Raw genomic sequence first — 20425 nt, 5'->3', positions numbered from 1 at the left:
GTATTTATTGACATATATAAAAATAAAAAAACGAGCGACTACATGCACTCGTTTTTTCATCTTATTACTCTGCACTTAACTGACTTTTCAACTGCTGAACAACCATTGGATTTGCAGGTGCTGCTGGTTTGTAATAATTTTTTTGCTTCGCATATTCATACATATTGCGTTGACGCATTTCATCTTGATTTCGAATTTGAATTAGCGTCTGATGTAACTGCTCATTATCTGATTGTGCTATGTAATTTGCATAGCTTGTTAAACTTGCATTCAATCCTGCCAAATAATCATTTACCATATCTTTTTCATTCATACTAGATTCACCCCTATCCTAAAAAAGTCATTAATTGTTGCTTCGTATTTCTTGCATCCTGTACATCTTTTTGCAGTATTTGTTTCAGCTGTGGATCGGTACATGCCTGTTCGTATTGCTCTAATTTGTTAATAATCGTCGCATGTCCCCCAATTAAGTGGCGTAAATTCTCCACTTCAAGCTCAGTTAAATTATGCATAAAGCTGTCCCTACCTTTCATTGTTCATTCATCATTTAGTATTTATTTCTTTTGGAATTGTATACAGTAAAAAACCTTAGAATCACTTCTAAGGTTTTTAATATCTTTTTCTCAAAACTAAAATAGATAGTGAGTAGGAGCATAATACTCCTGCCAATAAACATGCATTTGCTAATTTATACTGTTCACTCGTTAATGAATATAAGTTACCGATTAGAAAAATAATTAAATACGAAAGTAAGAATACAAACAACGATATTTTCGCAGCACTCCCTGTAATATGATCCCCTCTCTCATCACTTCCTTCTCTCTTTTCAAAACGCATGGAATATAACACCCCGATTAACCCTGCAATTGATGCAATGATACCTATTACAATAATCATTTCAATTCCCCCTCTACCGTATACTGAAAAACTTCATGAAACTCTCTACCAAGAACATAAGCAATTTCAAAAGCTAAAATAAGAGATGGATTATATCGATTTGCTTCAATAGAAGCTATCGTTTGTCTACTAACGCCTACTCGGTTTGCTAATTCCGTTTGTGACCAACGTTTCTCTGCTCGAAGTACAATCAGATTATTTCGTAACGTTCCCCTCTGATTCATAGGACCTCCACTTTTACATTATTTTCTATATCTTTATTGTAATTTATTTTTAACATGATGTAAATTATTTTTAACAATCTTGCGAAAAATCATTAATTAAAATAATGGGACTGTAGTACAATGGAACTAATAGGTAATTATATCCAAATACATAAAGTAGGTGCTATATGAGTTGGAATACAATCAAGACAAAAGAAGATATTGATAACCTTCTTCGCTTATTTGGAGGCTTTCACGATAGTTGCTTGAAAGAGTTGTATTTATGGACAGATAGCTGTGTAGATGAGAATTTATCTATGAGGATATCACCTAGTACAAACGTAAGAATACTTTTTCAAAGGCAGTATGAGAACCCCTCCGCAATAGAATTACTATTCGAAGGTGTCACACAATTCCGTGTAACTCCTAAAAAACATGATCCAATCATTTACGATGCATCTCTTATATTCCAAAACAATTTATTTTATTGGGCCGATGACAGTAGCTGGAAACCTGATCAGGTTACAGAATATGAAGTAAGCTGGATTTCTGCGAAAAGTGTAAAATGGAGAGATGTCAGTTCGTGGATGGGAGATACAATGAGATACGGAGTAATTAACGAAGATTAGTTTAACAAAACTAATCAAAAAACCAGTAGCCACAAACGTGACTACTGGTTTTCTTACTTAATTAAACTGTATAGCGCTCATCCTCTAACACTTTCGCAGCAATTTCACGCTTCTTCGGAATTACGTTAAGCGGCGTATGGCGAGTGAACTTGCGAAGCGCTGATAACATCATGCGCAGCATATCACCGTTTTCAACTGCGATAATTGTTTCTTTTGCATCTGCTTCGATTTGGTTGAATGCTTCTTGGCAGAACACTTCTGTGTATAATACTTTTTGTTTATTCTTTTCAAGACCAGTTGTTTTGATTGCTTTTTCTGTACGAAGAACAGCTGATTCCATTGCGTATAAGTTGCTTACGATATCAGCGATGTTAACAAGAACTTCTTGTTCTTTATCTAATGCTTTACCGTATTTTTGAACCGCTAATCCAGCTACCATTAAGCCGATTTTCTTTGCATTACTTACTAAGTGTTTTTGAAGTGCTAATGGCTCATCGCCTACTTCTTCAGGCATCATCATCATTAATTCTTCTTGTAATTTTTGTGCTTTTTGAAGAAGTGGTAATTCACCTTTCATTGCTTTACGTAAGAACGTACCTGGTACGATTAAACGGTTAATTTCGTTCGTTCCTTCGAAAATACGGTTAATACGAGAGTCACGGTACATTCTTTCAATCTCGTACTCTGCCATAAATCCGTAACCACCATGGATTTGGACACCTTCATCTACTACATAGTCTAATACTTCAGAACCGAATACTTTATTTAAAGAGCACTCAATTGCATATTCAGCAATAGAAGCTGCTACAGCTTTACCATCTTTTACTTGCTCTTCTGTTAATGTGCTCATATGGCTTTCAAATAAACCAACTGTACGGTATACAGAGCTTTCAGCTGCATAAATTTTCGCTGCCATATTTGCAAGTTTTTCTTGAATTAATGGGAAGCGAGCGATTGGTTGTTTAAACTGTTGACGCTGGTTTGCATATTGTGCTGAAATTTCTAGCGCACGTTTAGAAGAACCAACTGTACCAACACCTAATTTATAACGACCGATATTTAAAATGTTGAACGCAATCACATGACCTTTTCCAATTTCGCCAAGTACATTTTCTTTCGGAACTAGTGCATCTTCTAAAATTAATGTACGAGTAGAAGAACATTTAATCCCCATTTTCTTTTCTTCAGGGCCTGTAGATACGCCTGGATATTCTTTCTCTACGATAAACGCTGTGAAGTGCTCGCCATCTACTTTTGCGTATACAACGAATACATCAGCGAAAGCTGAGTTTGTAATCCATTGTTTTTCACCGTTTAGCACATAATGCGTGCCTTCTGCATTTAAACGAGCAGTCGTTCTTGCACCTAATGCATCAGATCCAGATCCTGGCTCAGTTAATGCGTATGCCGCTAATTTTTCACCTGTTGCTAAAGCTGGTAAATATTGTTTCTTTTGCTCTTCGTTACCGAATAAAACGATTGGTAATGATCCAATACCAACGTGAGCACCATGTGTGATTGCAAATCCGCCAGCGCGAGAGAATTTCTCTGCGATTAATGCTGAACTGATTTTATCAAGACCGATTCCACCGTACTCTTCTGGTACGTCAGCACCTAATAAACCTAGCTCGCCAGCTTCTTTTAATAAGCGAACAGAGCGATCAAACTCATGCTGTTCTAAATATTCAAGCTCTGGGAGAACTTCATTTACGATAAAATCCTCTGTCGTTTTCGCTATCATTTTATGCTCATCGCTATAATCCTCTGGTGTAAATACTTGATCAATCGTAATATCATCAACTAAAAAGCTACCGCCTTTAACTGCATTTCCTACTATTTTCTCCATGAAAATTTCCTCCTTCATATTTTCATAAGCCGCTTCTCTCGTCTTCAGAGAAGCTGGCTCTCCCTTTTATTTTTTATACCCTTTTGTTGCTTCCACTCTTTGCTTCAGCGCCCTCACATTCTAAGCGAGCCGCTTCCACTTTTTTTATAATCCAGTTCCGGCGGCTAGAACAGTCGGCCATTTCGCCCCTTCCTCCGAGGCAAAAAGCGCCTCTATGTCAGGAGCTCCAATGTCCTCTTGTTCTGGACGAGCCGCTTCCACTTTTTATCTAATCTAGTTCCGGCGGCTAGAACAGTCGGTCGTTTCACCCCTTCCTGTGAGGCAAAAAGCGCCTCTTCGTCAGGGCTTCCAACGCCCTCCTGTTCTGAGCAAGCCACCTGCACTTTTTTTATAGTAATTCAAACACCCCAGCAGCTCCCATGCCGCCGCCGATACACATTGTTACGATACCGAATTGCTCGTTGCGGCGTTTCATCTCGTGAATAAGAGATAATGTTAATTTTGCTCCTGTACAACCAAGTGGATGTCCAAGTGCAATTGCACCGCCGTTTACGTTTACTTTTTCTTCATCTAAACCAAGCTCACGAATAACTTGGATCGATTGAGAAGCGAATGCTTCATTTAGCTCAAATAAGCCGATATCAGATAGTTCTAATCCTGCTAATTTTAATGCTTTTGGAATTGCTGCAATCGGCCCGATTCCCATTACTTCTGGCGGTACACCAGCTACTGCAAATGAGCGGAATTTTGCAAGTGGCTTCATGCCATCGCTCACTGCTTTTTCACGGTCCATAAGAAGGACAGATGCTGCACCATCACTCATTTGTGAAGAGTTACCAGCAGTTACAGAACCGCGAACGTTAAATGCCGGACGTAATTTCCCTAAGATATCTAGCGTCGTATCCGCTCTTACGCCTTCATCTTGTGAGAATGTAATCATTTCTTCTTGAATTTTATGATTTGCTCCAACAGTTCGAAGCGTTACATCTACAGATACTGTTTCATCAGCAAATTTCCCTTCAGCTAGAGCTTTCGCTGCGCGCTGATGGCTTCTTACTGCAAATGTATCTTGCTCTTCACGAGAAATGCCATATTTCACAGCAACTTGCTCTGCTGTATGTCCCATGCCCATATAGTATTCTGGAGCCGCTTCTACTAAGCGACTATTCGGACGAACGACGTGCCCCATCATTGGAACTAAACTCATCGATTCAGCTCCACCAGATAATACAGCTTCAGAGTGACCAAGCATAATGCGCTCTGCACCGTAAGCAATACTTTGCAATCCAGAAGAACAGTAACGGTTAATTGTGATAGCTGGAACATCATAAGAAAGTCCTGCTAATCCGCCGATATTACGCGCCATATTTAAGCCTTGCTCTGCTTCTGGCATCGCACAACCGAAGATTAAATCATCAATTGGTCCTTCATAGTTATTTGCACGCTTTAACGTTTCTTTTACTACTAACGCCCCTAAATCATCAGGACGAACTGTTTTTAATGACCCTCTCTTTGCCTTACCAATTGGCGTTCTTGCTCCCGCAACAATGACAGCTTCTCTCATGAACGATAATCTCCCCTCGTTATTAGTTACGTAATGGCTTTCCTTTTACAAGCATGTGCTGCATTCTTGCTTGTGATTTCATCTCACTTACTAAGCTAATAAATGCTTCGCGCTCTACATCTAATAAATACTGCTCATCAACTTCTGTTCCGTACGGCACTTTTCCGCCCGCAATGACGTATGCGAGCTTTTTCGCAATGTGTAGATCATACTCGGAAATGTAACCAGATAAGTGCATTGCTTCAGCCCCAAGGACAAGCGTTGCATATCCTGTTTCACCAACAACCGGTATCTTTTTACGAATCGGCGCTTTATAGCCCGCTTCATATAATGCAAGTGCTTTTTGTTTTGCATCGTATAATAAGTGATCCCCATTTACACTAATACCGTCTTTATCGCCTAAGAAGTTATGAGAAACTGCTTCTTGTGCAGATGTAGATACTTTTGCCATCGCAACTGATTCAAACACTTTATTCGCAACTTTTTGTAGGTCAAACTCTACACCGTTTGCCATTTTATTTAAATGTTTAATGTATAACTCCTTGTTACCGCCACCGCCAGGGATTAAACCAACGCCAACTTCTACTAATCCCATGTACGTTTCGCTAGAAGCTTGAATGCTTGCTGCTGGTAAACATACCTCTGTACCACCGCCAAGCGTCATGCCATATGGTGCTGCAACGACTGGCTTAGAGCTGTACTTAATTTTTGTCATCGCATCTTGGAAGTTCTTCACAACCCACTCAATTTCAAAGTAGTTGTCATCTTGCGCTTCCATTAAGATCATCGCAAGGTTTGCACCAACGCAGAAGTTCTTAGACTGGTTTCCGATAACAAGCCCTTTATAATTCTTTTCTACTTCATCAACAGCGTAATTAATCATTTGCGTAATATCCATACCGATTGCATTGCTCTTCGAATGGAATTCTAAGCAAAGAATGCCATCGCCTAAATCGATTAAGCTTGCTCCGCTATTTTTCTTTAATACACCATTTTTCTCTTTTAATTGTTTAAGAGAAATGGCCTTTTTATTGCGTTCAATCAATTTGTATTCGCCGTTATCGTAGTAATAGCTCTCACCGTTATCTTGCTTATAGAAAGTACTAAATCCTTTCTCTAACATGTCTTTTATCCACACTGGAACCGCTTTTCCGCTCTCCTCCATCTTTTGAACGGATTTTTCTACGCCAATTGCATCCCAAATTTCAAACGGTCCTTGCTCCCAGCCAAATCCCCATTTCATCGCCTGGTCAATTGCCACAATATCATCTGCGATTTCTTTATGAAGCTTTGCAGAATATAACAAAGTTGGCGTAATAATGTTCCATAAAAGCTCTCCTGCACGATCTTTCGCGTATACAAGCGCTTTCAATTTATTCGCTAATCCTTTTTCCTGTTTACTTAACTCTACGGAAGCAGCTTTTAATTTTTTACGTGCTTCGTATTCCATCGTTTCAGGATTTAACTCTAAAATTTCTTTTCCTTGTTTTAAGAAGAACCCCTGGCCTGTTTTACTTCCAAGCCATTTTTTATCTAACATGTCATGCATGAAAGCTGGTACTTTAAATACGTCGCGCTCTTCTTCTTGCACATTTTCATATACATTGTTCGCAACATGAACGAATGTATCTAAACCAACAACATCTAACGTGCGGAACGTTGCACTCTTTGGACGACCAATTAATGGGCCTGTTACAGAATCAACTTCCCCAACGCTATAACCGCGCTTAATCATTTCTTGCAATGTTACAAGTAATCCGTACGTACCGATGCGGTTTCCAATAAAGTTAGGTGTATCTTTTGCGATAACAACGCCTTTTCCAAGAACGTCTTCGCCAAATAATTTCATGAAGTTTAACACTTGTGGATCTGTTTCTTTTGTCGGTATAATCTCTAGAAGTTTTAAATAACGTGGTGGGTTAAAAAAGTGTGTTCCTAAGAAATGCTTTTGAAAGTCCTCTGAACGACCTTCTGCCATTTTTTCAACGGAAATACCTGATGTATTTGAGCTCACAATCGAGCCAGGTTTACGAACAGCATCTACTTTTTCAAATAGTTTCTTTTTAATATCTAAGTTTTCAACGACAACCTCAATAATCCAATCTACATCAGCAAGACGCTCAAGGTCATCTTCTAAATTTCCTGCTTCAATTAACGCTAAATTACCTTTCACCGTAAGAGGAGCTGGCTTTTGCTTTACTAATTTTTGCAGTGCCCCGTTACTAAAACGATTTCTCACACTTTTATGTTCTAATGTAAGCCCCTTCGCTTCTTCTTCTTTTGTAAGCGCCTGTGGCACAATATCAAGCAGTAATGTTGGTATACCGATATTGGCTAAATGTGCAGCAATCCCTGAGCCCATTACGCCAGAACCGAGAACAGCAGCCTTTTTAATTTGGAACATTCATTTCTCCCCCTATTCTTGAATGAATGCTCATTCAATTTTTCGACATAAGTCGCAATCAATGAGTGAGCCTCTACTAATAAATATATGATATAGTTTAAATTTTCGCAATATATTTATTGATAAAATTTTCTGAAATAAATACTTTTCTCTTATTCGGTTATCCTATAAATGTGTATTTTCGCGATAAAATACGCTTTTTCCTTTTTTAGAATTTGACGAAAACGGAGGAATCTATATGGCGAAACTTAAGAAAAACCCTTCAAAAGCAGGTGTTAGCGCTGCAAGTGTAACAGGAAATGCAGGACCTACTGATCGCGGCATCGAAAAAGGCCGTCAAGGTAACAACCAGCAATACAAAAAGCATAACATGGGTGAAAAATAACGCTATACGTGCGATAGCTATCTTTACCGGACTTTTTGAACTTCCGCTATATTTTTGGGCAGAGAACGTGGCATAATGAGTATTGGGCTACTTCTCTGCCCAATTTATTTGTATACATAAGTAAAAGAGGGACTAAATAATGAAACGAACAATAGTCATGATTGTGGTAATTGCTACACTTTTTACAAGTATGATCTTCTTCTCCTATGCCAAAAGGCAAAAAGATGTAAGAGTTAATCAACCTGCTATCACGGGAAAATACGCGATTACCATTGATGCAGATACAGGCGAAATTCTATATGGAAAACGTGAACAAGAACGCTCGTATCCTGCAAGTATAGCCAAAATGATGACAACTCTTCTATTATTAGAAAATGTGAAAAAAGATGAGGAAATTACCATTACAGAAAACGCAATAAAAACAGAGAGCCAAAGTAAGAAAATTAAACTTCGCGCTGGCGAAAAATTAAAGAGAGATGAAGCATTAAAACTAATGCTCATCATTAGCGCTGATCCAGTCTCTGAATCCATTGCGGAACATATTGCGGGGTCAAAAGAAGCGTTTATAAAAATGATGAATGCAAGAGCAAAAGAACTTGGAACAAAGCATGCAACGTTTAAAAATGCAAGCGGGGCTGACGCATTAGGAAATAAAGTATCCCCTTACGACATCGCGATTATTACGAAAGAAGCCTTAAAGTATCCCATTGTGCTAGATTATATGAACACAACACGCACAACATTACACACTTCAATGCGGTCACCAAAAATCGCAAACTACGGTCGTGAAGAGCTTTATGATGATCCATATGCAATTGGAAGTAAAAGCGGTTTATCCGCTTTAGGAAACTACACAGTCGTAACAGTTAACGAAATGAATGGTAAACGGGTTATTAACGTTGTACTTTCTTCTACTCGTAATCAGTTATATCCAGATACGCAAAAGATGGCACATTATGCATTCGAGCAACTAAAATAACCAAGGAGTATATTTCTCCTTGGTTATTTTTTAATCATTCCTTTTAAAACGAACGCAACGTTTGCTGGGCGTTCTGCTAGGCGGCGCATGAAATAGCCGTACCAGTCATTTCCATACGGTACGTAAACACGCATTTTGTAGCCTTCTTTTACAAGCTCAAGTTGACGTTCTGTACGAATACCATATAGCATTTGGAATTCAAATTGATCACGTGAAATGTTATGTTCTTCGGCAAGTTTCTTCGTATATTCAATAATTGCCTCATCATGTGAAGCAATAGCAGTATAATTTCCATTTAATAAGTGCATTTTAATAATTTTTTTATAATTATCATCTACATCTTTCTTGTCCGGGAACGCAACTTCTTCTGGTTCTTTATAAGCACCTTTTACAAGACGTAAGTTAGGGCTATATGCATTTAAATCCTCGATATCTTTTTCTGTACGATATAGGTAAGCTTGAATAACGGTACCGATATTATCGTATTCAGACTTTAATTGCTTAAAGATCTCGATTGTTTTTCCGCATCGCGTATAATCTTCCATATCAATCGTAACGAACACACCGTTTTCTTTTGCAGCTTCTAAAATGCGGCGCATGTTATTCATTACGATATCATCTGAGATGTCTAACCCCATAGAAGTCATTTTTAAAGAAAGCTGTGAATTCAGTTTTTCGCGTCCAATTGCACGAATTGCTTCAATCGATTGATTCGCCATTTCGTTTGCTTCTGCTTCATTATCCACAAACTCTCCTAAATAATCGATTGTCACGCAAAGACCTTGCTTGTTTAATTGTTTAATAGCTGCAGAAGCTAAATCAATTGTCTCCCCTGCGACAAAGCGCCCTGCACCAAAGCGTAAACCATATTTCTTAGCTAGTTTTGTTAGCGCTTTATTTTTTGACAAGAAAAGAAACGAATTTCGCATTAATTGTTCCATGTAATTCACCCCTATGACTGTACTTTGTCTGTTTTTTACCCCTCTTCAAAATTATATCACTGTTTAAAATTATTTGATACAAGTAATTATTTAGATAATTTATAAAATACTATAAAAATGTTTAAAAGCCTATCATGTCGCTTTTAAATATTCAAAAAAATTTTTCGACATTTAAAAAGAAACTAGAAAAACAAGCGACTAACTAGGTTCAAAATAAAAATTCGACATGGCTCGTCACACCTTTTACCTTCCCTACAAATTATATAAAGATATTAATATAACTGAAAATAAATACAAATATAGGACCTTGAATGTACTGAATTCCCCTCTATAAAAATTAAGTAGTGGAAAAGGTAAGAGAAGATTTCTGTTGAAATAAGCATAGAAAGAGTGTACAAACATAAGATTCCAGTTTCATTTAAAGGTACTCCCTTGCATAGCACATACAATTTTGTCGGGATGGAAATTTATAATTTGGAGTGTGAAACATGACAGAAAGAATGAGTGCACAACAAGTTCGGATTAACCCTTGGAACGAAGCCAACCTTACTTTACTTCGTCTTATGAATACACCTGAGATGTTAGAATACCTAGGAGGGCCTGAAACCGAAGAACAACTCCTTGCCCGTCACGAACGATACCTTAAGATTAGTAGATTGGGAATCGGACGTATGTTTAGTATCCTCCTACTCCCGCAACTCGAAATTGTTGGTAGTGTTGGCTATTGGGACAACTACTGGCAAGAAGAAACTGTGTATGAAATTGGATGGAGTGTCCTACCATCATTCCAAGGTAGAGGAATTGCAACAAAAGCCATTGAACAAGCTATCGCTCATGCTAAAATGGAACAAAAACACAGATTCATTCATGCCTTTCCCTCCATCAGTAATCCTGCTTCAAACGCTATTTGCCAAAAACTCGGCTTCTTATTTATTAATGAGTGCGATTTTGAATATCCACCAGGAAGTATCATGCGATGCAATGATTGGCGTTTAGAAATAGCTTCTACAACATAAATTAATACCTTTATAGACACGTATTTTGTTGCACGTTATTGACTCATTTAGTGGAATAGTAGTAATAAAATGTAAAGCTTGAGGACTATTTTTCCTCAAGCTTTTTATGCGACAGTTACAAAATGATTTCTAATTCTTATTTGGGATTTCGATGTTCTTCATTCAATCTTTTAATATCACCGATTAAGTTCACCATCTCTTCTTTTGCATCTGGATACGTCTCATTCCAATGCTTTACTAAAGCTGGCATCGTCTTGGCAATATAAGAGTATAGCGCCCACTTTTGTACTTGTTCTTTTCGCTCTTCACTGCTTTCCCCTAACAATAATTCTGTATACTTTTCAAGTAAGCCATCAAACTGCTCGTTAAACTTATCACTCATTCTTACTTCCTCCTTCTCATACTTATAAAAAGTGTATCATGATTGCACACACACTTCCTTATTTATCCACATAAAAAAGCAGCGAAAAAAATCGCTGCTTTTTCTTATAATTTTGATCGAACAGAATTTAGTTTTTTCTCCATTGTGCTTTCTTTGTCACGACGATCATCAATACGAATTGTTGTCGCTACACGCTTCGCACCTTTTGTATACGGTACTTCATGCATTTGTTGAATTACTTCAAGTAATACAGGAAGATCTCCTTCAATTACTGTATTCATCGGTGTTAATTGATACTTCACGCGATCTGCATTTTTCTCTAACACTTTTTGTACTTCTGCTACATATTCACTTACACTTGGATTACCTGTTCCAACTGGAATAATCGATACATCAACAATTGCCATGATCATTTCCCTCCTATATTTGCTTCATTTCTATTGTACAAAACTCTTCCCTACTTTACTAACGATAACGATACTTAAAATTTATTTTTTTAAAATAGCTTGTTCATGATAATCAACACCAATCTATTGTGCATATATTGATGTTATCCTTTTTAGGAATCCATTGCTTTCCCATCTTCTTTGAAAGGAAGTGCATCATGAAAAAATTCTTTCTCACTTTATTAGCTATGTCTTTCCTGTTTGGTGCAACAGCGTGTGACCTATTTCAGAAAGACCCAAAACCAGTAGAAAAAACAGATCCTAAACCTGATCCAAAGCCAGCTCCGCCACCAGCCCCGACCCCAACCCCAGACCCGCCACCTAGCCCAACTCCACCACCTAATCCAACTCCGCCACCTAATCCTGTGGATACAGCTCAAGTCATGCAAAAGTTTGTAAATGCAATCAATGCTACCGGAACCCCAAATGGCATTACCCTTAGCAATATTAAGTTCTTCACTGAATCCTCACAAATCACAACATATAACGGCATCTTTACTACGAAATTCGGTTTCGGTGTTTCCATCTATAAAGCAACCGGTGGTATCGCTGCTGTTGCAATCGCTGGGTCAGGTACATCTAAAGAAGACATTGATGCCTTCTATTCTACAATAAGAACTGTCATTAAAACTCTTGATCCATCTCTAAGCGAGCAAGCTATAAATACAATATTAGAAACACTTGGTTCGAAAGATTATTTTCAAACAAAACAATTCTCAACTCGAGCAATTAACGGCACATTAACTGTTACCGAAAGTAATGGTAGCCTCATGTTCAAAGCGATTCATAGCTAAACACGCTAATAAAGAATAGAGTTCAACTGACTCTATTCTTTGTTTTTTCTTATAAAAAAGTGAAGTACTTGTGTAAATACATATACTTCTTTATTCTTAATGTATAATCTAATTTGTTCGGGAGGCACTATGTTACAAAAATTCGGTTTCTCACAATATGAAAGCCAAGCTTATGAAGTTGTAGTTTCAAGCGATGAGCCGCTAGATGCAACAACAATCGTGAAACATTCAGGTGTTCCAAAAGCTAAAATATATGAAGTATTAACGAGACTCATTGATAAAGGAATGGTCATGGATTCTGTCTCAGAAAAGAAGAAATTATACACCGCCCTGCCACTGGACCTTGCCATTCAAAAGCTAACGACAGAATTTCAATCGAATATTAAAGAACTCCAAACAAACATTTCAAAAAGATCCTTCACAGATGACCGTGTTTGGAGTTTAAAAATGCAATCTTCTATTCAAGTACAAAGTAAGCAGTTAGTAGAAGAGGCAAAACAATCTATCCGTATTTCCGCTTGGAACGATACATTTCTAGAGTACCTTCCTTTACTTGAAGAAAAGGCAAAGCAAGGCCTTACTATTGAAGCACTCGTAGTCGGGAATGTGGAGACAGAATTAAATAACGTTCACTTTCTTATTCCAACAGAAGAACCTAACGCACTAGAACGTTACTTACTTCTAATTGTGGATGATCGAGAAATTTTATTCGCTGGAGTAGAACAAGAATCTTGGCAAGCGATGAAAACGATGTCTCAGCCGTTCGTAAAATTCTTTACCGAGTTCTTTTATCACGATGTAGCACTCGCAAAAATCACGCAGAAACATCACGACCTCTTTATGAATGATGAGGAAATACGAAGCATTTTAATGAAATTACGATATTAAAAATAGCAAAGGCTCTTCCTTTGCTATTTTTCATTTTTCTCCTTTATCTCCTCTAACAATCTAATTATCTTTTCATTTTGTTTCAGCTGTTCTTCAGAATTCAAATACATGAGCCGAATCCACCTAAAAACGAATACAACGAGCAGTACGGGAATTAATGCAAAAAACATCCCCACAATATTATATTCCACCATCAAACCCCCCCTTTATCTTTTCATTACAATATTCCTCTTTTTATATAACAATACCTTCCTTATTTACAAGCAAAAAAGAACCTATCAAACGATAGATTCCTTCTTTGCCACATGAGTAGATTGTCCGCGCGTAATTGAGAAGATTGCACAAAGTAATGCTAAAATCACAAAACATCCGCCTACCCAAGCGTTATATATAACAGACGATTGTTCAATAACAGCTCCGCCCACTGTTGAACCAAGTGCAATACCTAAGTGAAGCGCTGAGTTATTTAAACTTTGCTGAATACCAGCTGATTCCGGTGCAATTTCAATTAAATAATTTTGCTGAGCTGGTGAAATTGCCCAGCTTAACATGCTCCAAAGTCCCATCATAATGATGAATAGCGGGAATGAGAATGTCATCATCGGTAAGATAAAGATAGCACATGCAAAAACGATAATAATAGAGATAATACTTTTCTTAGATCCCCACTTGTCTGCAAGCCAACCACCAAATCCTCCGCCGATTACTGCTGCAATACCGAAAATAAAGTAAAATACACTAATCCAGTTTGCCTCCACATGCATCACATCTTTTAAAAAAGGTGTTAAATATGCATATAGCGTTAAATGCCCTGTTAAAAATAAGAATGATGTTAACTGTGCACTCACGATCTTTTTATCCTTCAAAGTAGCAATTTGTTCTCTAATCGATAATATAGCTACCGGTGGAACTTTTGTTAAGAATAAAGAAATACTAGCAATTGCGATAACTGTTAATACCGAAATTAAAACAAATGGTGCACGCCATCCGTATGCATTTCCAAGTACAAGACCTAATGGTACACCAAGTACGAGTGACCCACTAATCCCCATAAAAATAATTCCGATTGCACGCGCACGGAAATGCGGCTCTACAACACTAGAAGCTAATGTCACCGACAATGCAATAATTAAAGATCCACTTGCTGCACAAATGACCCTTGAGAACATAAGCATCCCATAATTCAAACTGAATGCTGAAATGATATTACCAATTAAGAAAATAGATAATGCCCCGATATATAATGTTTTCCGCTCAATTTTCCCTGTCACCGCTAATAAAATTGGCCCTGAAAGAGCAAATACAACCGAGAATATTGTAATCAATTGACCCGCTGCACTAATAGATACACCTAAATCATTCGCAACTAAATCGAGCGTTCCTCCAATAATTAGCTCAACCGTCCCCACTACGAATGCTGCAATCGCTAAAATATATACACGAAAATTCACGTTTTTCCCCACACTTTCTCTCGTTCACTTTTGGTTACTACAACAATAGTAACCAAAATAACATTTGTAATCAAGTGTAAATTCTCCTGCATGCGACTAGAAATTTTTTACAACAAAAAAGCAGGCATACTATATGCCTGCTCCTTTCATTATCCCTATTCTTTACACTTTAGCGTCTTTTTTCTTATTTAAATACCAATAAACAGGAAGACCTGTAAATACGATTCCAATTGATAAGAAGCAACTTAATGGATCATTCATAATCGCACTTCCAATTACGAATAATGACCCTAAAATCGCTAAAATTGGTACGAGTGGGAATAACGGTACACTGTATGCACGTTCTTTCCCTTCATTGCGTTTTCGTAAAATAAAGACACCGATAAATGTCATTACATAGAAAATATAAATGATAAATACGGAAATCTCAGATAGCTTATTTGGATCACTAATAATCATTAAAATAATCCCTAATATAATCTCAAACGTGATAGCATTCGCAGGTGTTTTAAACTTCTCATGCGCTTTTGCAATAAACTTAGAAAATGGAAGTTGTCCTCTTTCCGCCATTGACATTGGAATACGTGGGAATGTTAAAATCTTTCCGTTTAAGCATCCAAAAATAGAAATGATAATACCGATACTAATGATTTTCCCGCCATGTTCTCCAAGGAGCATACCTGCCGCTGTCGCTGTCGCATTTTCCCCAAGAGCTACAATCTTAGTTGCTGGTAACACGTTTAATAATGCCAAATTAATTAATACGTAAGCAGCTGTTACAATTAAAATCCCTACCGTCATTGCCTTCGGTAATAACTTCGTTGGATTTTTCATTTCACCGCCGATAGAAGCAAGTAAAATCCAGCCATCATACGCAAATAACGTTGCTAAAATTGCCATCCCAATACTTTGATTTTCCGATATTGGTACAACTACATTAAAGATATCACTATTCCCTTTCCAAAAACCTAACACAACAATTAATACGATTGGAATCATCTTTCCAACTGTCGTAACGGTTTGGACAATACCACCATATTTCGTTCCAATGCTGTTTACAACACCAAGAAATACAACTGTTCCAATGGCAATCGGTAAATTCCATGATTTATCTAAATAGAAAAAGTTAATTACTAAAGAACTAAAATATAAACCTAATGTTCCAATAATAGCTGGGCCATACACAATTGTTTGCATCCAGCCAGATAAATATCCCCAAAAGCTTCCATAGATCTCCTCTAAATACGTATACAAGCCACCATTTTTCGGAATTTGCGCTCCAATTTCAGCTACCGTTAAACCACTAGCTAAAGTTAACAATCCCCCTATTACCCATGCAAGGATTGCCATATTAGAACTCCCTGAGTAATCTAATACGCTCCCTGGCTTCATAAATACACCAGATCCAATAATAGTCCCTACAACGATAGATAGCGCTACAGTTAAACCAATTTTGTTTTTCTCATCATGATGCATGCTATGTATCCTCCTTCCAATTCTAGTGTGATGCAAAAATGAAATAAAAAAACACTCCTCCCTAAAAAAGGGACGAGTGTTATATTCGTGGTTCCACCCTTGTTTAATTGATAAAATAAAACACACTTCACCAATTTCTCAAGTCTAGATAACGGTGTTTGCCGGCAAGCAATTACTTGTTGCTCTTTCACTGCTGCAGTTCAGAGGTGGTAATCTATCTTTCCGTATTAGGAAGCTCACAGCCAAAGGCTTCCCTCTCTGAGAATCGTAAAAAATTGATCGTGTCCTCATCATCACTTCTTGATGTCGAATTTTGTAGTTATTGTTCATTATATTGAATTTTTAGAAATAATCAACATATATTTTTATATAACATATAAAAAATATATCCTCTTATATTATAACAGAACCTCATACATTTCGAAAACATGTAATGCACCTCATACATGTGATAGAAAGCTTCAGCGGAGGAATTTATATCACATAGTGAATGAAATTTTATCGGCGATTCGACAAAGGATATCGACCAACCGACAAATAAAGACAAAAAACAGGAACCTCCTAGCTCCTGTTTCCCAATAAGATGAAAAAGGCCGCTCCTCAATTAGAGCGGCTTCCTACTATCTATGCATTTTGCAATTGTACTTCTTTACGTTCCATTACTTTTCTAAGTACAATCATTTGCGTCATTGTAAATAGATTACCTGTAACCCAGTACAACACAAGTCCTGATGGTGCGGCAAATCCCATAAATAAAATCATCGCCGGCATCATAATCTGCTGTATTTTGAGCATTTGGACTTGCTCTCCTGCCGATGTATTTGACTGCATAATTTTCATTTGAATAAACGTAGTTAACGCTGCAAGAATCGGTAAAATATGATATGGATCTGCATGTCCTAAGTTTACCCATAAAAATGAAGATGTACGAATCTCTTCTGTTCGGCTAATTGCATAATACAATGCCGAAAAAATGGGCATTTGTATTAAAAGTGGCAAGCAACCCGCTAATGGATTCCAACCGCCTGCTTTCATTAGTTCTGACATTTCTTTTTGGTATTGTTTTTGTTTTTCAATATCTTTTCTTACATCACCATGTTTTTCTTTCAGCTTCTGCAATTCAGGCTGCATTTTTTTCATTTTCATTTGACTACGATATTGCGAGATAGCTAATGGGATCATTGCTGATCGAACAATAAGCGTAATGATAATGATCGCAATCCCAAAACTAGCGCCCGGTACATGATGAGCAACAAATTGAATCATAAATGAAATTGGATATACAAAATAATGATCCCAAATTCCAGTACTATTCGCATCAATTGGGCCTGCATTACTACACCCAGATAAAACAAAAACAAATACTAATGATAAACTAACGAGCACAGCTCGGTATGATTTTAACATGTTCATTCCTCCAATGTTTCGTAATTAATTAGCGAAACATTGGTGTATACGGACCGACCTCGTCACTCTCTCCGCTCGATTCTTGTCTACGAACCGACCGGACCATTCCATATTTATAAAAGATGGAAAAAAGCGGAGTATTTCCTATATGCTCTTCACATGTATCAACTAATGCAAAAGCTCTTTGTCTACCGTTTGATGTTTGCTGGCGTACAAAGCGAGAAACATTAGCGAGAAAAAAGACTTCTAATAAACAAAGCGCTGTCGTTACAAACGTTATATATAGAATTGCATCTTGCAATAAAAATTCCATCGCTTCACATCCTTAATACGTTCATTCTAGCACATTCTCCAGACGTTCTCTATTTCCTTTTATTTTCAAAAAAGAATTTTTTATATTCTCTCACAAAAACAATACAGAAAATCATTGTATTCGCTTTCTTTAGTATATTCACGCATATAATTGAATAGCCTTAATTTGTTAGAAATTTATAAAATTTTTGCATTATAATAAAACTATTGCCAGTTTTTGAAAAAAGCATTATTCTCTTCTTGTAATCAAAAATGAATATGGAGATGAAACATACTATGGGTCAATTAGGAGACGCCGATTACGTTCCCGACACCGCCTTTTTATCCTTCCCAGCAGCTAGAACATTTCATTTAGAATTTATCATACAATTGATTGTTATTTTTATAGCTTCCCTTTTGTACGCTATTTCAATGAATATGTTTTTTATCCCGCATAATATGATTAGCGGTGGGTTTGCTGGCGTGGGGATGATTATCGGTTATTTAATGCATTATAATATCGGTGCACTTATCTTTTTACTAAACCTCCCGCTTCTTATTTTAAGTCACTTTTACTTAGGTAAGAAGACAACCTTTTTAACTGCTTATTTCGTGGCTGTATCATCACTTGCCATGAACATCATCCCAGTGCATCAAGTATCAGATGATATTTTACTTTCCTCTGTATTTGGTGGCGTTATCTGCGGTGCAGCATCAGGAATTATATTCCGTTTCGCTTCTTCAACTGGTGGATTTGATGTTGTTGGATTGATTGTAGCGAAATATAAAGACATTTCGATTGGTGCCATTATTTTTGGCTTCAACCTAGTCTTACTTGTTGTCGCTGGCTTTATTTTCGGATGGGATATTACACTGTACACATTAATTAGCCGTTTTGTAGTCAGCAAAGTAATCGATGCTGTGCATACAAAACACATTAAATTAACAATCATGACAATTACAGAAAAAGGCGAGGAAATTAAAAGCGCCCTACTACATCACGGCATACGTGGCGTGACAATGGTAGACGCTGTCGGCGGCTATACCAACCATAAGAAAAAAATGATTTACACCGTCGTAACCCGTTACGAATTAGGAGAAATGAAACGCATTATTCGTCAAGTAGACAATCATGCATTTATGAATATTACAGAAACCGTTGAAATCGTTGGACGTTTCAAACGAATATAAGAAGACGCAAGGAACTACAATTCCTTGCGTCTTTATTTATCCCGATTGGTGAGGGCCGATAATCAGTGGGGGATGAAGCCCCCCCACTGATTAAAGTTTCACTTTATCTAATGCCAAAGGAAACTATACTAGCTAATTTACGACGTATATGTATTGGCTCTCCTCAATAGTCTTTGATTGTAATTATGAGCAGCAATCGCTCCCCATACCATACAAATGAAATGCGTAACAAACAGTCCAATACCAAATGTTACAATGCCGACAATTAACTCAATAATAATCATAATAATTGCACCAATAATTGTTGAATACAACATTCCAAAAGAACCAAACAAAAACGTTAATATTAAAGAAATCCCTACACTTTTCGTAGGTGTAACAATAATATGCTGCTTTTGTGTCCCCATCTCATGTCCACCCCTTTTTTAATTAACTAAAAATTCAGTCAAAATAATTGTACAACAAAATGGAATATTAATCCATGAAATATCCCTTTTAAATTTTTTTACACTTATTACAAAATCAGATAATTCTATTATTATTAAGCTAAATATGTTATAATACAGTAAGACTTACAAAAAAATGTATAGACTTGAGGGTTTCTCTTACTTTTATAAGCAAAAAGAAACGAGAAGTCAGGTATATTTCAGGTGCAAGTTTACGTAATAACTAATTGCTATCACATCGTATAAGGGCTGGTTCAAAGTGACCAACTAACTTAGTTATTTTTCTACTAACATTAACTTCTATTTACTATACCTATCCTTTTGACTTCCAAATCCTCTTATTACATAAGGAGATGAACATATGAATCAAAATATACGCTATATAGTAGCTGCACTGTTTGCCGTCATTGGTGGCATGATTTGCTTCTGGACAAACATTCAGCTTGGAGAACATATCGTTTTTAATGGAATCGAATCACTTGTAAGCGCTTCAATATTAGGTGGATATATTTATTTTCTTGTGAATCCAGAAGAAAATGCGCAAAAAACAATGCTATTAACAATGATCGGAATCGTCGGAGGATGTATTTCCTACTCCATGACAAACTATACATTACCACTTCAATTAAGCTCAGCTTTCTTCCACGGCCTTTGGACTTGGTTTATTGCATTTTGCCTAGCAGATGTATTTAACCTATTGCAAGATCCTGAAGAAGATACTGGACGAGGAGTCGAGAGTAATTCGTAATAAAAAGAGGCTGGAAGATAAATCTTCCAGCCTCTTTTTAT

The 20425-nt window shown here is 37.1% G+C and carries 24 protein-coding genes and 1 other annotated feature; of the genes, 8 read left to right on the top strand and 16 right to left on the bottom strand.

Annotated elements, in window-relative coordinates:
- Nucleotides 1-64: 64 nt before the first annotated feature.
- The 4 genes from CN373_RS06175 to CN373_RS06160 form a co-directional block, all read right to left on the bottom strand.
- Nucleotides 65-313 carry a spore coat protein gene (locus CN373_RS06175; protein ID WP_001002984.1) on the bottom strand — a complete coding sequence of 83 codons (249 nt, stop codon included), beginning with the start codon at nt 311-313 and terminating at the stop codon, nt 65-67.
- A gap of 13 nt (nt 314-326) precedes the next feature.
- Nucleotides 327-512, bottom strand: coding sequence for a hypothetical protein (locus CN373_RS06170; RefSeq protein ID WP_000551756.1), 186 nt, complete (start codon nt 510-512; stop codon nt 327-329).
- 97 nt (nt 513-609) lie between these two features.
- On the bottom strand, nt 610-897 hold the full coding sequence (locus CN373_RS06165; protein ID WP_000587672.1) for a hypothetical protein: 288 nt from the start codon (nt 895-897) through the stop codon (nt 610-612).
- Complete coding sequence (locus CN373_RS06160) at nt 894-1121, bottom strand: helix-turn-helix transcriptional regulator (RefSeq protein ID WP_001076109.1); 228 nt, start codon at nt 1119-1121, stop codon at nt 894-896. The genes CN373_RS06165 and CN373_RS06160 overlap by 4 nt, the downstream gene beginning before the upstream one ends.
- 167 nt (nt 1122-1288) lie before the next feature.
- Here CN373_RS06160 and CN373_RS06155 point away from each other — a divergent pair, with 167 nt between their 5' ends.
- On the top strand, nt 1289-1729 hold the full coding sequence (locus CN373_RS06155; RefSeq protein WP_000118773.1) for a hypothetical protein: 441 nt from the start codon (nt 1289-1291) through the stop codon (nt 1727-1729).
- A gap of 61 nt (nt 1730-1790) precedes the next feature.
- Here the strand turns inward: CN373_RS06155 and CN373_RS06150 are convergent, their stop codons facing one another.
- From CN373_RS06150 to CN373_RS06140, 3 genes are all read right to left on the bottom strand, one after another.
- Nucleotides 1791-3575: an acyl-CoA dehydrogenase family protein gene (locus CN373_RS06150; RefSeq protein WP_000411846.1), complete on the bottom strand. Its 1785-nt coding sequence runs from the start codon at nt 3573-3575 to the stop codon at nt 1791-1793.
- A 388-nt stretch (nt 3576-3963) separates the two neighbouring features.
- The gene (locus tag CN373_RS06145) at nt 3964-5139 is read right to left on the bottom strand and encodes an acetyl-CoA C-acetyltransferase (RefSeq protein WP_098358965.1); all 1176 of its coding nucleotides are present in this window, start codon (nt 5137-5139) and stop codon (nt 3964-3966) included.
- Nucleotides 5140-5161: 22 nt separating this feature from the next.
- A complete protein-coding gene (locus CN373_RS06140) occupies nt 5162-7543 on the bottom strand; it encodes a 3-hydroxyacyl-CoA dehydrogenase/enoyl-CoA hydratase family protein (protein WP_000486398.1) in 2382 nt (793 codons plus the stop codon).
- 238 nt (nt 7544-7781) lie between these two features.
- Between CN373_RS06140 and CN373_RS06135 the strand changes: the two genes are divergently transcribed.
- Together CN373_RS06135 and CN373_RS06130 are read left to right on the top strand one after the other, a co-directional pair.
- A complete protein-coding gene (locus CN373_RS06135) occupies nt 7782-7928 on the top strand; it encodes a YuzL family protein (protein ID WP_001096350.1) in 147 nt (48 codons plus the stop codon).
- Nucleotides 7929-8067: 139 nt separating this feature from the next.
- A complete protein-coding gene (locus CN373_RS06130; protein WP_098358964.1) occupies nt 8068-8907 on the top strand; it encodes a D-alanyl-D-alanine carboxypeptidase family protein in 840 nt (279 codons plus the stop codon).
- 23 nt (nt 8908-8930) lie between these two features.
- Here CN373_RS06130 and CN373_RS06125 read toward each other — a convergent pair whose 3' ends face one another.
- Entirely contained in the window at nt 8931-9848 is a 918-nt protein-coding gene (locus tag CN373_RS06125; RefSeq protein WP_000436764.1) for a proline dehydrogenase family protein, read from the bottom strand.
- A 488-nt stretch (nt 9849-10336) separates the two neighbouring features.
- Between CN373_RS06125 and CN373_RS06120 the strand changes: the two genes are divergently transcribed.
- Nucleotides 10337-10864, top strand: coding sequence for a GNAT family N-acetyltransferase (locus tag CN373_RS06120; RefSeq protein WP_000140152.1), 528 nt, complete (start codon nt 10337-10339; stop codon nt 10862-10864).
- Nucleotides 10865-11000: 136 nt separating this feature from the next.
- Here CN373_RS06120 and CN373_RS06115 read toward each other — a convergent pair whose 3' ends face one another.
- Entirely contained in the window at nt 11001-11246 is a 246-nt protein-coding gene (locus CN373_RS06115) for a YusU family protein (RefSeq protein ID WP_001280685.1), read from the bottom strand.
- Nucleotides 11247-11350: 104 nt separating this feature from the next.
- Nucleotides 11351-11653, bottom strand: coding sequence for an MTH1187 family thiamine-binding protein (locus CN373_RS06110; RefSeq protein WP_001018864.1), 303 nt, complete (start codon nt 11651-11653; stop codon nt 11351-11353).
- A 197-nt stretch (nt 11654-11850) separates the two neighbouring features.
- Here CN373_RS06110 and CN373_RS06105 point away from each other — a divergent pair, with 197 nt between their 5' ends.
- Entirely contained in the window at nt 11851-12486 is a 636-nt protein-coding gene (locus CN373_RS06105) for an adhesin (RefSeq protein WP_098358963.1), read from the top strand.
- A 129-nt stretch (nt 12487-12615) separates the two neighbouring features.
- Nucleotides 12616-13374 (top strand): TrmB family transcriptional regulator, encoded by a 759-nt coding sequence (locus CN373_RS06100; RefSeq protein ID WP_000939465.1) that lies wholly within the window; start codon nt 12616-12618, stop codon nt 13372-13374.
- A gap of 23 nt (nt 13375-13397) precedes the next feature.
- Here the strand turns inward: CN373_RS06100 and CN373_RS25490 are convergent, their stop codons facing one another.
- From CN373_RS25490 to CN373_RS06075, 5 genes are all read right to left on the bottom strand, one after another.
- A complete protein-coding gene (locus tag CN373_RS25490; protein WP_165770722.1) occupies nt 13398-13568 on the bottom strand; it encodes a hypothetical protein in 171 nt (56 codons plus the stop codon).
- 84 nt (nt 13569-13652) lie between these two features.
- The gene (locus tag CN373_RS06090; RefSeq protein ID WP_001011522.1) at nt 13653-14825 is read right to left on the bottom strand and encodes an MFS transporter; all 1173 of its coding nucleotides are present in this window, start codon (nt 14823-14825) and stop codon (nt 13653-13655) included.
- A 162-nt stretch (nt 14826-14987) separates the two neighbouring features.
- Entirely contained in the window at nt 14988-16301 is a 1314-nt protein-coding gene (locus CN373_RS06085) for an APC family permease (RefSeq protein WP_000546335.1), read from the bottom strand.
- Between the two features lie 65 nt (nt 16302-16366).
- Nucleotides 16367-16604, bottom strand: a binding site (T-box leader).
- Between the two features lie 321 nt (nt 16605-16925).
- A complete protein-coding gene (locus CN373_RS06080) occupies nt 16926-17708 on the bottom strand; it encodes a membrane protein insertase YidC (protein WP_000920547.1) in 783 nt (260 codons plus the stop codon).
- A gap of 28 nt (nt 17709-17736) precedes the next feature.
- Nucleotides 17737-18021 carry a hypothetical protein gene (locus CN373_RS06075; protein ID WP_000394941.1) on the bottom strand — a complete coding sequence of 95 codons (285 nt, stop codon included), beginning with the start codon at nt 18019-18021 and terminating at the stop codon, nt 17737-17739.
- A 275-nt stretch (nt 18022-18296) separates the two neighbouring features.
- Between CN373_RS06075 and CN373_RS06065 the strand changes: the two genes are divergently transcribed.
- Nucleotides 18297-19190, top strand: coding sequence for a YitT family protein (locus CN373_RS06065; RefSeq protein WP_000530047.1), 894 nt, complete (start codon nt 18297-18299; stop codon nt 19188-19190).
- 137 nt (nt 19191-19327) lie between these two features.
- Here the strand turns inward: CN373_RS06065 and CN373_RS06060 are convergent, their stop codons facing one another.
- Entirely contained in the window at nt 19328-19597 is a 270-nt protein-coding gene (locus tag CN373_RS06060) for a hypothetical protein (RefSeq protein WP_000537209.1), read from the bottom strand.
- Between the two features lie 400 nt (nt 19598-19997).
- Between CN373_RS06060 and CN373_RS06055 the strand changes: the two genes are divergently transcribed.
- A complete protein-coding gene (locus CN373_RS06055; protein ID WP_001073095.1) occupies nt 19998-20384 on the top strand; it encodes a DUF3938 domain-containing protein in 387 nt (128 codons plus the stop codon).
- The last annotated feature ends 41 nt before the right edge of the window (nt 20385-20425 follow it).

It is taken from the genome of Bacillus cereus (assembly GCF_002561295.1).
Taxonomy (GTDB): domain Bacteria; phylum Bacillota; class Bacilli; order Bacillales; family Bacillaceae_G; genus Bacillus_A; species Bacillus_A cereus_S.
This window is presented reverse-complemented; position numbering and strand designations above follow the sequence as displayed.

Bases quoted from the DNA above. Each gene is read 5' to 3' on its own strand.
- CN373_RS06170 (WP_000551756.1), bottom strand. From the start codon at position 512: ATGCATAATTTAACTGAGCTTGAAGTGGAGAATTTACGCCACTTAATT.
- CN373_RS06130 (WP_098358964.1), top strand. From the start codon at position 8,068: ATGAAACGAACAATAGTCATGATTGTGGTAATTGCTACACTTTTTACA.
- CN373_RS25490 (WP_165770722.1), bottom strand. From the start codon at position 13,568: ATGGTGGAATATAATATTGTGGGGATGTTTTTTGCATTAATTCCCGTA.
- CN373_RS06140 (WP_000486398.1), bottom strand. From the start codon at position 7,543: ATGTTCCAAATTAAAAAGGCTGCTGTTCTCGGTTCTGGCGTAATGGGC.
- CN373_RS06065 (WP_000530047.1), top strand. From the start codon at position 18,297: ATGGGTCAATTAGGAGACGCCGATTACGTTCCCGACACCGCCTTTTTA.
- CN373_RS06115 (WP_001280685.1), bottom strand. From the start codon at position 11,246: ATGAGTGATAAGTTTAACGAGCAGTTTGATGGCTTACTTGAAAAGTAT.
- CN373_RS06105 (WP_098358963.1), top strand. From the start codon at position 11,851: ATGAAAAAATTCTTTCTCACTTTATTAGCTATGTCTTTCCTGTTTGGT.
- CN373_RS06150 (WP_000411846.1), bottom strand. From the start codon at position 3,575: ATGGAGAAAATAGTAGGAAATGCAGTTAAAGGCGGTAGCTTTTTAGTT.
- CN373_RS06120 (WP_000140152.1), top strand. From the start codon at position 10,337: ATGACAGAAAGAATGAGTGCACAACAAGTTCGGATTAACCCTTGGAAC.
- CN373_RS06135 (WP_001096350.1), top strand. From the start codon at position 7,782: ATGGCGAAACTTAAGAAAAACCCTTCAAAAGCAGGTGTTAGCGCTGCA.
- CN373_RS06055 (WP_001073095.1), top strand. From the start codon at position 19,998: ATGAATCAAAATATACGCTATATAGTAGCTGCACTGTTTGCCGTCATT.
- CN373_RS06085 (WP_000546335.1), bottom strand. From the start codon at position 16,301: ATGCATCATGATGAGAAAAACAAAATTGGTTTAACTGTAGCGCTATCT.
- CN373_RS06160 (WP_001076109.1), bottom strand. From the start codon at position 1,121: ATGAATCAGAGGGGAACGTTACGAAATAATCTGATTGTACTTCGAGCA.
- CN373_RS06155 (WP_000118773.1), top strand. From the start codon at position 1,289: ATGAGTTGGAATACAATCAAGACAAAAGAAGATATTGATAACCTTCTT.
- CN373_RS06060 (WP_000537209.1), bottom strand. From the start codon at position 19,597: ATGGGGACACAAAAGCAGCATATTATTGTTACACCTACGAAAAGTGTA.
- CN373_RS06100 (WP_000939465.1), top strand. From the start codon at position 12,616: ATGTTACAAAAATTCGGTTTCTCACAATATGAAAGCCAAGCTTATGAA.
- CN373_RS06110 (WP_001018864.1), bottom strand. From the start codon at position 11,653: ATGGCAATTGTTGATGTATCGATTATTCCAGTTGGAACAGGTAATCCA.
- CN373_RS06175 (WP_001002984.1), bottom strand. From the start codon at position 313: ATGAATGAAAAAGATATGGTAAATGATTATTTGGCAGGATTGAATGCA.
- CN373_RS06145 (WP_098358965.1), bottom strand. From the start codon at position 5,139: ATGAGAGAAGCTGTCATTGTTGCGGGAGCAAGAACGCCAATTGGTAAG.
- CN373_RS06080 (WP_000920547.1), bottom strand. From the start codon at position 17,708: ATGTTAAAATCATACCGAGCTGTGCTCGTTAGTTTATCATTAGTATTT.
- CN373_RS06075 (WP_000394941.1), bottom strand. From the start codon at position 18,021: ATGGAATTTTTATTGCAAGATGCAATTCTATATATAACGTTTGTAACG.
- CN373_RS06165 (WP_000587672.1), bottom strand. From the start codon at position 897: ATGATTATTGTAATAGGTATCATTGCATCAATTGCAGGGTTAATCGGG.
- CN373_RS06125 (WP_000436764.1), bottom strand. From the start codon at position 9,848: ATGGAACAATTAATGCGAAATTCGTTTCTTTTCTTGTCAAAAAATAAA.